This window comes from Serratia sp. NFX21, from assembly GCF_048517035.1.
Taxonomy (GTDB): Bacteria; Pseudomonadota; Gammaproteobacteria; order Enterobacterales; family Enterobacteriaceae; genus Serratia; species Serratia quinivorans.
Window position 1 is genome coordinate 3,036,747 of the sequence record NZ_CP183196.1, and the last position, 13,825, is coordinate 3,050,571.

A 13,825-nucleotide genomic window follows, 5' to 3' on the forward strand; every position below is an offset into this window, starting at 1 on the left:
TCAGGTCCTGTCAAAGGTGGAAGAAGAAGCCGGAGAATGTTGGGCGCAAGCGACCAGCGCCTGGCCCAGCGCCAGCCCGCCATCACCTGCAGGCAGTTGCTGTGGCAGCAGTATCTGCAAAGGGGCCAGATGGTGCTGCAGGCGTTGACGCAGCAGGCGGTTATGCAGCACGCCGCCGCTCAACGCCACATGGCCAATGCCATACTGCAGGGCAAAATGCTTGGCCAGACTGGCAAAACCCTGCGCCAGCGCATCGTGAAAGGCCCAGGCCTGTTGCGAGGCAGGCGCTTGCCAGGCCAGCCAGCGTTGCCAGAACGCGGCAAGATCAAATTGCTCGCCTGTCAGTGACAATGTCACGGGGTGTGGGCAAGGCCCACTTTGGTGCGCCAGCGCTTCAAACCGGCTGGCCGCTTCGCCTTCCCAACTTTGTTGTGTCGGAGCACAGCCCAGGGCGGCAGCGGCGGCGTCAAACAAGCGGCCACAGGAGGAGGCCAGCGGGGTATTAATACCGGCCTTAATCGCTTGCAGCAACGGTCGCCATGGGGAAGCCAACAGCCGTTCGGCCTGAGGGTAGCTTTGCCAGTCCGGTACGAAGCGCGCGAAGTGCGCCAACTGATTGCGCCAGGGTTGCTGAGCCGCAAGATCGCCACCTGGCAGCGCCACCGCGGGCAATCCCCCCAGATGACGACAGCGGCGGTAATCAACCAGCAGACACTCGCCACCCCACAGAGCGCCGCCCTGACCATAACCGAGACCATCCAGCGCCAGGCCGATCACGGCACCGCCTTCCAGTGGCCAACGGTGCTCGGCCAGGCAAGCAGCCAGATGCGCATGATGATGCAGCACCGGGGTCACCGGCAGTGACTGCCGGGCCGCCCATTGGTGGCTGACATAACCGGGATGGGCATCGCTGGCCAGCCGCTGCGGCTGGCAATGGTATAACCCGGTGAAGTGCCTGATGGCCTGTTGCCACTGTTGCTGAATATCCTCTTGCTCCAAATCGCCAAAGTGCGGGCCGAGCAGGGCCTGATTTCCCTGAACCAGGCAAAAGGTATTTTTGCGATCGCCGCCTACCGCCAACAATGCCTGCTGAGCAGGGAAACCGGGCGGTAGCGGCAGGGCGTCGGGAACGAACCCGCGCGCTCGGCGCAGCATTTCATGGCCTTTGGGGAGCAAACGCACCAGCGAGTCGTCTGCGCGTTGCAAGATCTCGCGATCGTGCATTAGCCACAGATCGGCAATGTCGACCAAATCAGCCAATGCCTGCTCATTGGTTAACGCCGGAGCACGGCCAGCGGCATTGCCTGAGGTCATCACCAGGGGGCGCTGTATCGCCTGCATCAATAAATGTTGAATCGGGTTGGCAGGCAACATCAGGCCGACTTCATCCAACCCCGGAGCCACGGCGGCAGACAGCGGCGAGTAAGGGGATTGGGGGACCAGCACCACAGGCGCGGCGGGTGAAGTTAACAATGCCTGTAATTGCGCCAGGCTAACGCCACTTACGCAGCGTACCAGCCAGCCGGCATCCGGCAGCATCACCGCCAGTGGTTTGCCCGGCCGCCGTTTACGCAGGCGCAGCCGTTCGACGGCCTGAGTGTTGGTGGCGTCGCAGGCCAGGTGAAAACCGCCCAGGCCTTTGATCGCCACAATCTGCCCGGCAGCCAACGCAGCAACGGCCTGTTGCAACGCTTCATCCCCCTGATGCTGCGGCTGCCCTGGCGCCAGACAGCTAAACAGCTGTGGGCCGCAATCGCTACAGGCCACCGGTTGGGCATGAAAACGTCGGTCCTGCGCAGAATGGTATTCCCAGGCGCAGTGCGGACAGAGAGTGAAGGGCGCCATGCTGGTTGCCGGGCGATCGTATGGCATGGCGCGAATAATGGTAAAGCGCGGGCCGCAATGGGTGCAGTTGATAAAGGGATAACGGTAACGCCGATCCTGCGGATCGTTCATTTCCCGCAAACACTGTGGGCAGGTCGCGGCATCCGGCACGATCTGGGTTGCCATGGCGCCACTTTGGCTGGGGCGGATACTGAAATCGGTGGGGGCTTGCAACCAGGTAAACGAGCGCTGCTGAATGCGTTCGATTTGTGCCAACGGCGGCGCCTGGTGATGTAATACGTGCAGGAGTATCTCAAGATCGACAGGTTGCACCAGGCGAATTTCCACCCCGGCGCTGTCGTTCCAGACTTCACCACGCAGGTTGAGCTGTTCGGCCAGTTGCCAGACAAAAGGCCGGAAGCCGACGCCCTGTACCTTGCCGCTGATGCGCAGCAGTAATCCTGAATGGGACACTTTTTATTACTCTCTGTGGTTTTTGTAGGGGCGCTGTATGCTGCGCCCGGGTGAATCGGGGCGAATTTCTTCGCCCCTCTACAAAGTGACAGTGCAACTTTACATCACATCTTCTGCTGCGCGACGCAGGCGGGCCTTCATATCGCTGTAGCTCTGTTGCGCGTAGTTTTCCGCCCAGTGCTGATCGCTAATTGCCGCCAGTTTTACCGCGCAGTATTTGGTTTCCGGAGTTTTGGAGATCGGGTCCAAATTCTCCTGGGTCAGCTCGTTACAGGCACCGATCCACCACTGGTAGGTCATATACACCGCGCCCAGGTTAATACGTTCGTTATAGTTGGCACGGCTGATCACCTTGCCACGGCGCGAGCTGACCCACACCAGTTGCTGATCGGCAATACCCAGCGCCTCGGCGTCCTGCGGATTGATCTGCACAAAGCCGGGTTCATCCGCCAGGGTTTGCAGCGCGGCACAGTTACCGGTCATAGAGCGGCAGGAGTAGTGGCCGACTTCACGCACGGTACAGAGCACCAGCGGATAATCTGCATCCGGCACTTCCGCCGGAGCACGCCAGGTGGTGGCGAACAGCTGGCCTTTACCGGTCGGGGTGGTGAACTGGTTGCCCTGATACAGGTAAGGGGTGCCCTGACTTTCCAGCGTGGTACAAGGCCATTGCACATGGCCCAGCTCACCCATTTTTTCGTAGGTGGCCCCATAAAACAGCGGGCAAAGCTCACGCATTTCATCCCAGATTTGCTGGTTATCGTCGTAATGCATCGGATAGCCCATCTCGGTGGCCAGCAGGCTGATGATCTCCCAGTCGCGTTTGACGTTGTACTGCGGTTCAATGGCCTTCTCGAAACGCTGGAACCCGCGATCTGCACAGGAGAACACGCCGCCATGCTCACCCCAGGAGGTGGCAGGCAGGATCACGTCCGCCTGTTCAGCGGTTTTGGTCATAAAGATGTCTTGCACTACCACAAACTCCAGCGCTTCGAACGCGCCGCGCACCAGGCTCAGATCGGCTTCGGTCTGTAATGGATCTTCCCCCATGATGTAGTAGGCCTTCACTTTGCCTTCGTGCACCAAATGCGGGATCTCGGTGATGCGGTAACCGACTTCCGGGTCCATCCTGGCGGCGTCAATGCCCCAGGCGGCGGCGAACTTGGCGCGTACCGCGGCGTCAGTGACCGCCTGATAACCTGGGAACTCATTAGGCAGCACGCCCATGTCGCAGGCACCCTGAACGTTGTTCTGCCCACGCACCGGGCCAACCCCCACGTTGGGCCGGCCCAGATTACCGGTCAGCAAGGCCAGACTGGCGAGCCCTTTGACCACGTCGACCGCCTGACCGAACTGGGTGACTCCCATGCCCCACATGATGGTGGCGGAAGGGGCACTGGCGTAGGTGCGCATCGCCTGGCGAATTTGCTGGGCGCTGACGCCGGTCAGCTGTTCTACCGCTTCCGGTGCGTAATCCGCTAACTGCTGGCGGTAAGCCTCGAAACCTTCGGTGTATTTCGCCACGTAGTCGCGGTCATACAGATTTTCTTCAATCAGCGTATAGGCGAAGGCATTCACCAGCGCCATATTACAGCCGTTTTTGATCTGCAAATGCTGGTCGGCAATGCGCGCGGTTTCGATACGGCGCGGGTCGCAGACGATAATTTGCGCGCCTTTCTCTTTGGCCTTCAGCACCCGGCGAGCCACAATAGGATGCGAATCGGCACAGTTGTAACCGATGACCAGCAGGCATTTGGAGTTTTCGATATCGCCAATCGAGTTACTCATCGCGCCGTTGCCCAGCGTGGCCTGCAAACCCGCTACCGACGGACCATGACAGACGCGGGCGCAGCAGTCGACGTTGTTGGTGCCGACGACCGCACGGGCAAACTTCTGCATCACGTAGTTGGTTTCATTGCCGGTACCGCGTGAAGAACCGGTGTGCATGATGGCGCTAGCACCGTGCTTATCCTTGATCTGCTGTAGCCGCTGTGCGGTGTAGCTAATGGCCTCATCCCAACTGACGGCCTCAAACTTGCCGCCTTTTTCACGGCGGATCAGCGGCTGGCTCAGACGCGGGGTCAGCAGTTTGGTATCGTTGAGAAAGTCCCAGCCGTAATAGCCTTTCAGGCACAGTTCGCCCTGATTGGTCACGCCGTCAGCCGCCTCGGCGCGGATGATTTTTCCGTTGTCGACCACCAGTTTCATTTTGCAGCCTGCACCGCAGTATGGGCAGACGGTTGTGATTTTTTTCATCGGTTCAGTTCCTAAAACAGTGACGACAGGGTGTCGAGCGCGGCGCGACGGCGTTTCTCGGCGTTCATTTCTTGCAGCATGTTGCGATCCACACAGTGCAACGCATTGGTCGGGCAGGTTTGCATACAGGCCGGGCCGCTATCACGACCGATGCACAGGTCGCATTTATGGGCTTCGGCTTTCTCGGTGGTGGCACTCATCACGGCGCCGTTCTGGCGGACAACAGGGCGGGTGATCACTTCCATCGCGCCGTAGGGACAGGCCACCACGCAGGTTTTGCAGCCGATGCAACGCTCCTGCATCACCAGCACCATGCCGTTGGTACGGCTGATCGCCCCATTGGGGCAAACGTTGGAGCAAGGGGCGTCCTCACACTGGCGGCACAGCACGGCGGTGCTGACATTAACGCCTTTGATCACATGCAGACGTGGGGCGAAGCTGGCGGCATTGAGCGCTGAAATGTCCTGGCTTTCGCTGTGCGCCATCACACAGGCAATTTCGCAGGTACGGCAGCCGATGCATTTCTTGGGATCGGCGATGATAAACCGGTTCATCAATAACTCCTGAGTTACCCTTCATCCGGGTATGACTATGGATAGGTTGTGCCTTGGGTTACGCATAAAGCGTGCCAACCCTGAAAATCAAATAAAAGCAGAGGGTTAGCCTGAAGCTGACGAAGTGACCGACGGCATCTCGACACAAATGACGATGCGGCGTCAGACATTCGTCACCACCAGTGGCGGGTAACCGCCATTTATTGGCCAGTCATGTAGCCGCTGGTGCAGGGTGGTCACCGCACGGCGTACCGCGGCGCCGATCGGGTAGTAAAACGCCACCACCTCAGGCTGAATGCCGATAAAGGTGATTTCCGGCACCGTTTCGCGCAGTTGGTCGATCAGGAAATTCAGCGGCAGGTTATGGGTGGTCATGATGAACATGTCGGCAATGTCTTTTTCATCGATCACCCGGGTTTCTCCCGCAGCCAGCCCCATGTCGGTGGCATCGACAATCACCAGCCGCGCAGGGCGCAGTTCGCGGATATGCCCAATGTCATTTTCCGGTGCGGCTCCGCCGTCGATCACCGTCCAGCCGGCGGGGGGATTGCCGGCACAGAGCTCCGCCAGTAGCGGGCCGGCGCCGTCATCGCCCATCATGCAGTTGCCCACACACAATAAAACGTCAGTCATCATGCCTCCGGACCATCAGGTAGATGGCGGGTTCGTTTTCAATCGACTGCAGCAGGGCGATCAACTGTTGGCTCCAGTCTTGCTGTTGGGGGTCCATTTGCGGGGCGGCAGCGCTTAACGCGGTGGCCAGCAGGTGGGTATGGCTACTGTCGATACAGATTTCACCGAAGCGATCGACCCCTTCCAGCTTGCGCCGGGCGGTGCTGGCCGCGGGCAGTTGTTGTACCCAGGCGCGGAAACCGGCCAGCGGGCAGCTGAGTTTGGCTTCCAGACAGTCGATGACGCCAAGATGGTGGCCAATCGCCAGGCTGTAATAGATCACCTCCTGGGCTTTCGGCGGGGCCTTTTTCTCTTGCACGAATTTGCGGCTCAGGGAGTAGAACACCACCTGGGCATGGGAGTGGCTCATAGTCGCAGTTCCCCCCGCAATACCCGTTGATAGATCCCCAGCAGGTTGCCGACAATCTCGCTTAAACGCATATCGTCCTGCTGTTGCAGGTAGGCGCTAATGCGCTGTTCGACCGGCAATGGGCTGTCTGCGGCCAACAGTTGCATAAACTGGTCGGCGATCTGGCGGCCATAGCGATAACCGGCCATCCGCCGGGCTTCGCGATCCAGCAGCACCCGCAGCGGCTGAGGTAATGCCGGGTGCAACAGGCGGGTGGCCTCGCCCTGGGTTTCGTCATGCTGATGGCCTTTGATTTTCTGATCCAACAGGCCGAGTGCCATGGCAAAGCCATAAATGGTGGCGGCCGGCGTCGGGGGGCAGCCGGGGATATAGACATCAACCGGTACGATGCGATCGGTGCCGCCCCATACGCAGTAGAGATCGTGGAAAATGCCACCGCTGTTGCCGCAGGCACCGTAAGAGATGCTGATTTTCGGATCGGGCGAAGCCTGCCAGGCGCGGATCGCCGGGATACGCATGGCGCGGGTGACAGCCCCGGTAAACAGCAAAATATCGGCATGACGGGGTGAAGGAACCACTTTGATACCGAAGCGTTCGGCGTCGAACAACGGGGAAACGGCAGCAAAAATCTCAATTTCGCAGCCATTGCACCCGCCGCAGTCCACGCGATAAACATAGGCCGAGCGGCGGATATCCTGCAGTAAGGTGGTTTTCAGCTTGGCGATACTTTCGTCGAGGGTGATCGGCACCGGCAGGCCATTTTCGTCGCGTGGGCCAATCAGTGGCGGATTCATGAGATGATCTCCCGGGTCAAATGGCGGCCAACGTCAATGCGATCGGCCTGAGTCAGGTTTTGCTGTTGCTTGCACGCCGGGCAGGTTTCAAACTGCGTACGGCGCGTGGCGGTTTCTGTACTGCTTAGCCCGAGTAGCGCCATGGCATAGTCAATTTCCTTCTGCGACGCATAGGCTTTGCCGCATTGACGGCAATGGCAGATGGCAAAGTCGGCCTGCTCGTATAAGTCTTCTTTACGCCACACTGCCAGCTCGAACTGCTGTGAAAGCCGGATGGCGGCGGTGGGGCAAACTTCTTCACAGCGGGCGCAGAAGATGCAGCGCCCGAGAAACAGCTGCCAGCGCACCGTGCCACGGGTCAGATCGGTGGTCATACTCAACGCATTGGATGGGCAAGCGTTGGCGCAGGCCCCGCAGGCAATACATTGCTGTGGGTTGTATTCGGGCTTGCCACGAAAGTTGGGGTCTACAACCAACGGCTGGCTCGGATAGGCGACGGTGGCCGGGCCGGTTTTCAGCACTTTTTTAATCAGTTTCAGCATGATGGGCTCCGGTTAGAACGGTTTGTTTTTCCGTTCGATGCCATAACGCTCAATCTCTTTGTACGGCACTATGATGGACTGGCGCTTGCGCACGTCGACGATGGTCATGCGATCGGTACAGGAATAGCAGGGATCCAGGCTGCCGATGATCAGCGGGGCGTCGGAAACCGTGTTGCCGCGCAGCATGTAACGCAGGGTTGGCCAATTGGCGTAGGTCGCGGCACGGCAGCGCCAGCGGAACAGCTTCTGGTTGTCGCCGGTCATGCTCCAGTGAATATCGTCACCGCGTGGGGCTTCGGCAAAGCCCAGGGCAAAACGGTGCGGAATATAGTTGAACCCATCAACCGCCAGCGGCCCGCTCGGCAGGCTTTGCAGGCCGAACTCGATGATGCCGAGCGAGTTGAACACTTCGTGAATGCGCACCTTAAGGCGGGAATAGACGTCACAGCCGTCCTCTACGCACAGTTCCACCGGCAGTTTGGCGTAACCGGCAAAGGGGTGATCGATACGGGTATCACGGCGGTGGCCGCTGCCGCGGATCATCGGACCGACGTTGCTGTAGTCGCGAGCCACTTGTGGATCGAGCCGGCCAACCCCGACGCTGCGCTGTTCGGTATTCGGCGTGCTGAGCAAGATATCGACCAGATCCACCAACTCACTGCGCATTTGCGCCGCCAGCCGCAGGGTTTGCAGCATGTCGTCTTTCATAATGTCGCGACGGATGCCGCCAATCAGGTTCAAACCATAGGTTTTGCGTGCACCGGTCAGGATCTCCGCCATCTTCATCGACTGTTCGCGCACCCGGAAGAACTGCATAAAACCGGAGTCGAAACCGACGAAATGGCAGGCCAGCCCCAGATTCAGCAGATGACTGTGCAGGCGTTCCACTTCCAGCAGCACTGAGCGGATCATCTGGGCGCGTTCCGGCACCTGGATGCCCATCGCGTTCTCCACCGAACTGGTGTAGGCCACGCTGTGGGTAAAACCGCAAATGCCGCACACCCGGTCCGACAGGAAGGTCACTTCGTTGTAACCCATGCGGGTTTCGGCCAGTTTCTCCATGCCACGGTGCACATAGAACAGCCGGTAGTCGGCATCAATGATGTCTTCGCCGTCGACGAACAGGCGGAAATGCCCGGGTTCATCCGAGGTGATATGCAGCGGGCCGATCGGCACCACGTTGGCTTTACTGCCGGCCAGGCTCTGGAACGGATAGGTTTCCACATCGGTGGTGGGCGCGGGCCGTTGACGATAATCCATGGCGTCTTTGCGTAACGGATGGAGATCGTCCGGCCAGTCGTCCGGCAGCACCAACCGGCGTTCATCCGGCAAACCGATCGGGCGCAGGCCATACATGTCGCGCACTTCGCGTTCACCCCAGACGGCAGCAGGCACCCGTGGCGTAACGGAAGGAAACTCCAGCGTTTGGGCGTCAACCTCGGCCCGTACCGTGATCCAGCATTTGGTGCCTTGCTCCATCGACAGCACGTAATACAGCGCGTAATTGCCACACAGTGTGCGTTCGTCGTTACCAAACAGCACCGACAACCAGCCGCCCTGTTGGTAATACAGCCATTCCACCACTTCCGGCAGCGCGTTGAGTTTGACGGTCACCGTCAGTTGGTCGGCCGTTTGCCATTCTGCCGCCAGCATGGCAGCGGGGAATTGTTGCTGCAACGCCGCCAGATAGTGCTGGCCTTGATGTTCGTTAGTCATTATTGATTGCCTTAATCATTGTTCAGCCGACGACCAGCCAGGAAACCAGCGCCAGAAAAGCCAGCCCAAAACCGGCCCAGGTGGTACGGCCCGTCTTGAGGAAGCGCAAACGTGCCACGCTATTTTCGAGAACCGCGATCAGCACCACCGCACACAACAGCTTGAACAGCGCCAGCACCAGTCCAGTCAACAGCTGCGGGGCAGTGAGCTGTGCCGCCTGGCCCCAGGGCAGGAACACGCCGAGGAACAGTTGCAGCACCACCAGTTGTTTGAGACTGATGCCCCATTTGATAATGCCGAGCTCGACGCCGGAATATTCCGTCAGCGGGCCTTCCTGCAGCTCTTGTTCGGCTTCCGCCATGTCGAACGGCAGCTTGCCCATTTCGATATAGGTGGCGAACGCGCAGGCCAAACCGGCCAACAGCAGTGGCAGCCAGGCGTGATGCGGCAAGCCCAGCAGGCTTTGCACCATGGCGCTCAGTTGAGTAGAACCGGCGACCAGCGCCGTCACCCACAGAGCCAGCAACAGGATCGGTTCGACCAGAATGCCTAACACTGCCTCACGGCTGGCACCGATAGCGGTGAAGGGGCTACCGGTATCCAGCCCGGCAATGGCAAACACAAAGCGCACCACGGCGAACAGATAGATCAGGGTGATCACATCACCGATGGCAGGCAGCGGTGAGGCGGTAGTCAGCATCGGTAGTGCACAGGCGATGGCCAGCAAGGTGCCGGTCAGTAAGTAAGGCATAGCGCGAAAAGCCAGACCGGAAGCCCCCGGCGCCACGCTTTGGCGTTTAAGCAGTTTGGCTATATCACGGTATTCCTGTAATACGCCGGGGCCGCGTCGGGTATGAATGCGGGCACGCAGCACCCGGCTGATGCCGGCAAACAGCGGGGCAACAGCCAGTAACAGCAGGGCCTGCAGCAAACCGAGTAACACATAGGGATAGGTCATCGTTACCTCCTCAGGCAAAAGCCACGACCAGCAGCACCGCCAACTCTACGGCGGCCAGACCGCGGCAGAAGGCAACGAATGCGTTACGGTGTAACCGGTCACCGAAGGATCCCGGTAGCCAGCGGCGCAGTTGATACAGTGGGGCAAACATCACTCGCAACGGCTGAGCAAAACCGGTGGCAGTGATCACCATCGCGTCCTCATGCCCATAACCACAGGCCCAGGCGCTGCCTTGTACCCGCCGAGGTTGCCGACGCGTCTGGTAACGCGCCGCGATCAACAACGGCAGTAGCGGCATCGCCAGCAATAAAATGGCGATCAGCGGGGTGGAAACCAGCGTATCGGACAAGGAGAGTGACTGTTCGGACGTCAGGCCGATCAGGTGGGCAAACAGTGGAATGATCCAGGGCGCACCCAGACCGCAAACCAGACACAACAGAGCCGGCAGCGCATGGCTTAGCGTCAGCCAAACATTGGCCTGAACCGCGTTTGCCGCAGCGTCGCAGCGCGGAGCGCCCAGAAAAGCCACGCCAAACACTTTGCTGACGCACATCACCGCCAGCGCACCGGTCAGGGCTAATGCCACCGCCAGCAGCGGGCCAAACAGATGGCCAATAAAACCGGGTGCCGCGCTGAAGTGGAACAGTCCCTGATAGATCAACCATTCACTGGCGAAGCCGTTCAACGGCGGCAACGCGGCCATCGCCACCAGGCCAATCAGCAGAGAAACGGCGGTCCAGGGCATCAGCCGCGCCAAACCGCCCATTTTCTCCATGTCTTTCAGCCCGGTCTGTTGTTCAATGGCACCGGCTGCCAGCAGCAATGCGCTTTTAAACAGGCTGTGGTTCAACAAATGGAACAGGCCGCCGATCAGGGCGAAGGCGGTCAATAACGGTTGTTGCAGCGCCGTACCGACCATTGCGCCACCGATGCCCAGCAGGATAATGCCGATGTTCTCCAGCGTGTGGTAAGCCAGCAAGCGGCGCAGATCGTGCTCCATCATCGCATACAGCCCGCCGAAGAAAGCCGTACCGGCAGCCAGTAGCAAGACCAGTAATCCCCACCACAGCGGCGGCGTACCCAGCAGATCCAGCCCTATTTTCAGGATGCCCAGCAGGCCGACCTTCATCAGCGCGCTGGAAAACAACATGGCGGCGGAGGCGGGCGCACTGCTATGGGATTGTGGCACCCAGGCATGTAACGGCATCAGCCCGGCAAAAATGCCAAACCCGGCCAGCGCCAGCAGGAATACCGCATTACGTAACGCGTCCGGCAGTGGCGTAGCGCGGATCACGCTGAACTGCAGGCTGTGACTATGGCAATAGATCAGCGCGAAGGCGACAACCAACAGCAGGGTGCCTGAGCGCATCAGCAAGAACTGACTATGTCCGGCGCGCAGGCTTTTAGCGCTTGGGGCATGGACAATCAGGAAATAGCCGCAAAGCGCCGCCAATTCCAGCAACAACAGCAAGGCCAGGGCATTATCGGCCATCACCGCAGCGCTTAAGGCCGCCAGCATCAGGTTGCTTAACCCAACCAACCGGCCACGGGCGCGAGGGTTCAGTCTGGATAAGCTGCCTGCGTGATACAGCGCGGCAAAGACCCCGCAGAGAGCCATCACCAGCAGTAACAGGGCGTTAAGGCCACTGATTTCCACCGCGTAATGCAGCCACGGCAAACGGGCGCTGTGCAGTGGGGCAAACAGCATTTGTACCGCGGCCAACAGCGAGGCGACGGCACAGATTAAGGTAACGCCGCTCAGCAAAGTGCTGACACGCGACCAGGGGGCCAGTAACCAGCCCAACAGGGCGCAGAGTAAATACCCGACCAGGGCCGAAGTCAGCAGTAACAACGGGTCGGGCAACAGGGCATATATCATCAATTTGGCTCCTTGTGGGATCCAGGGACGGCCGCAAACGGCAACTCGGCGCTGAGCGCCTGCATCGCATTGCGCCTTTTCTGTTCGCTGGCGTTGCGCACGTCTCGGTCGGTCACCAGCCGGATCGCCTGGGTCGGACAGGTGCGGATACAGGCGGGGCCTTCGGGGCTGAAGTCACAGAGATCGCACTTCACCGCCACGGCACGGACACCGGGCACACAATCCAGGAAGGGGCTGATTGGGCGCGGTGCTTGGGGCGCAGGCAATGCCAGCGAGGTGTTGCAGTCCGCAGGGATCGCCAGTGGGGTGCTGCCGCCGAAACCTATGGCACCAAACGGGCAGGCAATGCCGCACAGCTTGCAACTGATGCACAGGCTTTCGTTCAGTACGATGGCGTCATCCTGATGGCGAATAGCATTGACCGGACATACCTGCGCGCAGGGGGCATCTTCACACTGGTGGCACATCGCCGGCGCAGAGTCGCGAGCGTTGCGAATCACCTGCAGGCGGGGTAATGACTGCAATCCATATTGCCGATGTTCCGCAGAACAACTGGCCATACAGGTATTGCAGCCAATACACAATTTAGGGTCCGCAATAATAAAGCGGTTCATGCACACTCCTTGCTTCGTCATTTATGACGAAATCGTCAGTAAAAAATGACGCTTCGACAGTTTTCTGTCGGTGATTAACGCCTGTGATCAGACGGGTAAGGTTATTTTTTTCAGAGCGTCTTGAATGGCGTGACCATCATGCAAGGAATCAAACAGGCATTGATAAATAACGGCGATCTTATCCAGGTAATGTTCAAATACAGCCTGCATGTCGCGGTTGTTTATTACTTCGTCGATATTGCCGTTTTCATCCAGCGTGGCATGGGCGAAAGGGGCAAAGTTTTCCGGCTCGTGGGCCGTGGCCAGATTAATCCGGTAGCAAATATCCCGGCTGTAAAACCCTTCGCTCAACTGGATGCTGACCGTAAAGTGGTTAAACAGCACAAAGCGCAGATCGTTTTCCTGCCCGTAGGTAAATTGATGATTAATCTTCTTTTTGGTGGTGGTGACCGCTTTAACCAGAGTGCTGTGGTAGGTCTGCCATTGTGCCATCAGACGATTGCTTTTGTTGGCGATGTAATCGGCCTGACTGGTTACTTCACTGATTGTACTCATGGTCCTCACTCAAAATTGATAGTCGTTGTCGAAATAGCTCCGGGTCAGCGAGTTAAAGCATAAAGCGTGCCAAATTCCGGTAAATTACATTATTTCCTTTTAATTCAACCATCAGAGTTAAATTAATCCGTCAATCCGTTAGGGAGTAACTGATTTAATGACTGACGATGACAGTCGGTTCGACAAATATGTCATTGGCGGCTTGGCATCATATTTGCAACGTGAAGGGAATAACGCGTTTATCGCCATTAACGGAGGCCGGATGCACGAAATAACCTTATGCCAACATGCGATGGAAATAATGCAGCAACAGGCTCGCCAAAATAATGCGCAACGCATCACCGCGGTATGGTTCGAGATTGGCGCATTTTCCTGCGTTGAAGCGGAGTCGCTGCGGTTTTGTTTTGACATGGTGTGCCGCGACACGCTGGCCGAAGGCTGCGAACTGCATCTGGCGGAACAGAAAGCGCTGTGTTGGTGCCATGACTGCCAGAGCGATGTCGAGCTGCTGGTACCGCAGGTGCTGGTCTGTCCGCACTGTACCGGACGAAATCTGCGGGTACAGGCCGACGATGGCTTGCAAATAAAACGCCTGGAAATTGAATAACAGAGGGGAA

Annotated in this window: 13 protein-coding genes; 1 reads left to right on the forward strand and 12 read right to left on the reverse strand. The window is 58.7% G+C overall.

The window, feature by feature from the left end; genetic code table 11:
- The 12 genes from hypF to hycA all read right to left on the reverse strand — a co-directional run bounded on the left by hypF (position 1) and on the right by hycA (position 13,208).
- Complete coding sequence (hypF, locus tag ACNT1W_RS14375; protein ID WP_419245753.1) at positions 1 to 2,298, reverse strand: carbamoyltransferase HypF; 2,298 nt, start codon at positions 2,296 to 2,298, stop codon at positions 1 to 3.
- Positions 2,299 to 2,397: 99 nt separating this feature from the next.
- The gene (gene fdhF / locus ACNT1W_RS14380) at positions 2,398 to 4,554 is read right to left on the reverse strand and encodes a formate dehydrogenase subunit alpha (protein WP_012145152.1); all 2,157 of its coding nucleotides are present in this window, start codon (positions 4,552 to 4,554) and stop codon (positions 2,398 to 2,400) included.
- A gap of 11 nt (positions 4,555 to 4,565) precedes the next feature.
- A complete protein-coding gene (gene hydN / locus ACNT1W_RS14385) occupies positions 4,566 to 5,108 on the reverse strand; it encodes an electron transport protein HydN (protein WP_261118605.1) in 543 nt (180 codons plus the stop codon).
- A 162-nt stretch (positions 5,109 to 5,270) separates the two neighbouring features.
- A complete protein-coding gene (hycI, locus tag ACNT1W_RS14390; RefSeq protein ID WP_012145154.1) occupies positions 5,271 to 5,741 on the reverse strand; it encodes a hydrogenase maturation peptidase HycI in 471 nt (156 codons plus the stop codon).
- Positions 5,734 to 6,150, reverse strand: a complete 417-nt coding sequence (locus ACNT1W_RS14395; RefSeq protein WP_419245754.1) for a formate hydrogenlyase maturation HycH family protein — start codon at positions 6,148 to 6,150, stop codon at positions 5,734 to 5,736. Before ACNT1W_RS14395 ends, hycI begins: the two co-directional genes overlap by 8 nt.
- Positions 6,147 to 6,944: an NADH-quinone oxidoreductase subunit B family protein gene (locus tag ACNT1W_RS14400; protein ID WP_112364070.1), complete on the reverse strand. Its 798-nt coding sequence runs from the start codon at positions 6,942 to 6,944 to the stop codon at positions 6,147 to 6,149. Before ACNT1W_RS14400 ends, ACNT1W_RS14395 begins: the two co-directional genes overlap by 4 nt.
- A complete protein-coding gene (locus ACNT1W_RS14405; RefSeq protein ID WP_012145157.1) occupies positions 6,941 to 7,486 on the reverse strand; it encodes a formate hydrogenlyase complex iron-sulfur subunit in 546 nt (181 codons plus the stop codon). Before ACNT1W_RS14405 ends, ACNT1W_RS14400 begins: the two co-directional genes overlap by 4 nt.
- A 12-nt stretch (positions 7,487 to 7,498) precedes the next feature.
- A complete protein-coding gene (locus ACNT1W_RS14410) occupies positions 7,499 to 9,202 on the reverse strand; it encodes an NADH-quinone oxidoreductase subunit C (protein WP_375190682.1) in 1,704 nt (567 codons plus the stop codon).
- A gap of 22 nt (positions 9,203 to 9,224) precedes the next feature.
- Positions 9,225 to 10,160, reverse strand: a complete 936-nt coding sequence (locus ACNT1W_RS14415) for a respiratory chain complex I subunit 1 family protein (protein ID WP_419245755.1) — start codon at positions 10,158 to 10,160, stop codon at positions 9,225 to 9,227.
- Positions 10,161 to 10,170: 10 nt separating this feature from the next.
- A complete protein-coding gene (locus tag ACNT1W_RS14420) occupies positions 10,171 to 12,039 on the reverse strand; it encodes a proton-conducting transporter membrane subunit (RefSeq protein WP_419245756.1) in 1,869 nt (622 codons plus the stop codon).
- Positions 12,039 to 12,653 carry a 4Fe-4S dicluster domain-containing protein gene (locus tag ACNT1W_RS14425; RefSeq protein ID WP_419245757.1) on the reverse strand — a complete coding sequence of 205 codons (615 nt, stop codon included), beginning with the start codon at positions 12,651 to 12,653 and terminating at the stop codon, positions 12,039 to 12,041. Before ACNT1W_RS14425 ends, ACNT1W_RS14420 begins: the two co-directional genes overlap by 1 nt.
- A gap of 87 nt (positions 12,654 to 12,740) precedes the next feature.
- Positions 12,741 to 13,208: a formate hydrogenlyase regulator HycA gene (gene hycA, locus ACNT1W_RS14430; protein WP_012145162.1), complete on the reverse strand. Its 468-nt coding sequence runs from the start codon at positions 13,206 to 13,208 to the stop codon at positions 12,741 to 12,743.
- A 262-nt stretch (positions 13,209 to 13,470) separates the two neighbouring features.
- On the opposite strand from hycA, the gene hypA reads away from it, so the two are divergent.
- Positions 13,471 to 13,815 (forward strand): hydrogenase maturation nickel metallochaperone HypA, encoded by a 345-nt coding sequence (gene hypA, locus ACNT1W_RS14435; RefSeq protein ID WP_012145163.1) that lies wholly within the window; start codon positions 13,471 to 13,473, stop codon positions 13,813 to 13,815.
- Positions 13,816 to 13,825 lie beyond the last annotated feature (10 nt).

Excerpts from the sequence above, each read along its gene's own strand:
- hypA (WP_012145163.1), top strand. The coding sequence starts at position 13,471 with ATGCACGAAATAACCTTATGCCAACATGCGATGGAAATAATGCAGCAA.
- ACNT1W_RS14420 (WP_419245756.1), bottom strand. The coding sequence starts at position 12,039 with ATGATATATGCCCTGTTGCCCGACCCGTTGTTACTGCTGACTTCGGCC.
- ACNT1W_RS14395 (WP_419245754.1), bottom strand. The coding sequence starts at position 6,150 with ATGAGCCACTCCCATGCCCAGGTGGTGTTCTACTCCCTGAGCCGCAAA.
- hycA (WP_012145162.1), bottom strand. The coding sequence starts at position 13,208 with ATGAGTACAATCAGTGAAGTAACCAGTCAGGCCGATTACATCGCCAAC.
- hydN (WP_261118605.1), bottom strand. The coding sequence starts at position 5,108 with ATGAACCGGTTTATCATCGCCGATCCCAAGAAATGCATCGGCTGCCGT.
- fdhF (WP_012145152.1), bottom strand. The coding sequence starts at position 4,554 with ATGAAAAAAATCACAACCGTCTGCCCATACTGCGGTGCAGGCTGCAAA.
- hycI (WP_012145154.1), bottom strand. The coding sequence starts at position 5,741 with ATGACTGACGTTTTATTGTGTGTGGGCAACTGCATGATGGGCGATGAC.
- ACNT1W_RS14415 (WP_419245755.1), bottom strand. The coding sequence starts at position 10,160 with ATGACCTATCCCTATGTGTTACTCGGTTTGCTGCAGGCCCTGCTGTTA.
- ACNT1W_RS14410 (WP_375190682.1), bottom strand. The coding sequence starts at position 9,202 with ATGACTAACGAACATCAAGGCCAGCACTATCTGGCGGCGTTGCAGCAA.
- ACNT1W_RS14405 (WP_012145157.1), bottom strand. The coding sequence starts at position 7,486 with ATGCTGAAACTGATTAAAAAAGTGCTGAAAACCGGCCCGGCCACCGTC.
- ACNT1W_RS14425 (WP_419245757.1), bottom strand. The coding sequence starts at position 12,653 with ATGAACCGCTTTATTATTGCGGACCCTAAATTGTGTATTGGCTGCAAT.
- ACNT1W_RS14400 (WP_112364070.1), bottom strand. The coding sequence starts at position 6,944 with ATGAATCCGCCACTGATTGGCCCACGCGACGAAAATGGCCTGCCGGTG.